This window comes from Shewanella sp. AS16 (assembly GCF_021412365.1).
Lineage (GTDB): Bacteria > Pseudomonadota > Gammaproteobacteria > Enterobacterales > Shewanellaceae > Shewanella > Shewanella salipaludis.
Genome location: NZ_JAKCLK010000036.1, coordinates 1 through 931, shown reverse-complemented (window position 1 = coordinate 931; position 931 = coordinate 1). Strand labels below are relative to the sequence as shown.

Sequence of the window (931 nt, the reverse complement as noted above, 5' to 3'; positions counted from 1 at the left end):
TTTTTTATTTAATCACTACAGAGATGGTGGAGCTATGCGGGATCGAACCGCAGACCTCCTGCGTGCAAAGCAGGCGCTCTCCCAGCTGAGCTATAGCCCCATAACATGTAGTTAAAACCTCTTCAAATTTGCGGTGCAAATTTGGTAGGCCTGAGTGGACTTGAACCACCGACCTCACCCTTATCAGGGGTGCGCTCTAACCACCTGAGCTACAAGCCTGTAGAGGTTTTACTGCTCATTTTCATCAGACAATCTGTGTGAGCACTGCAAAGTACGCTTCTTTAAGGTAAGGAGGTGATCCAACCGCAGGTTCCCCTACGGTTACCTTGTTACGACTTCACCCCAGTCATGAATCACAAAGTGGTAAGCGCCCTCCCGAAGGTTAAGCTACCTACTTCTTTTGCAACCCACTCCCATGGTGTGACGGGCGGTGTGTACAAGGCCCGGGAACGTATTCACCGTGGCATTCTGATCCACGATTACTAGCGATTCCGACTTCATGGAGTCGAGTTGCAGACTCCAATCCGGACTACGACGCACTTTATGAGGTCCGCTTGCTCTCGCGAGGTCGCTTCTCTTTGTATGCGCCATTGTAGCACGTGTGTAGCCCTGGTCATAAGGGCCATGATGACTTGACGTCATCCCCACCTTCCTCCAGTTTATCACTGGCAGTCTCCTTTGAGTTCCCGGCCGGACCGCTGGCAACAAAGGATAAGGGTTGCGCTCGTTGCGGGACTTAACCCAACATTTCACAACACGAGCTGACGACAGCCATGCAGCACCTGTCTCACGGTTCCCGAAGGCACATTCTCATCTCTGAAAACTTCCGTGGATGTCAAGACCAGGTAAGGTTCTTCGCGTTGCATCGAATTAAACCACATGCTCCACCGCTTGTGCGGGCCCCCGTCAATTCATTTGAGTTTTAACCTTG

The 931-nt window shown here is 51.5% G+C and carries 2 tRNA genes and 1 rRNA gene; all 3 read right to left on the bottom strand.

Going from position 1 to position 931, the window contains the following annotated elements:
- Positions 1-24 precede the first annotated feature (24 nt).
- Positions 25-100: transfer RNA gene (locus tag LZP73_RS19180), tRNA-Ala, on the bottom strand.
- 42 nt (positions 101-142) lie between these two features.
- A tRNA-Ile gene (locus tag LZP73_RS19175) sits at positions 143-219 on the bottom strand.
- A 68-nt stretch (positions 220-287) separates the two neighbouring features.
- Positions 288-931: ribosomal RNA gene (locus tag LZP73_RS19170) — 16S ribosomal RNA — on the bottom strand; the annotation flags it as partial.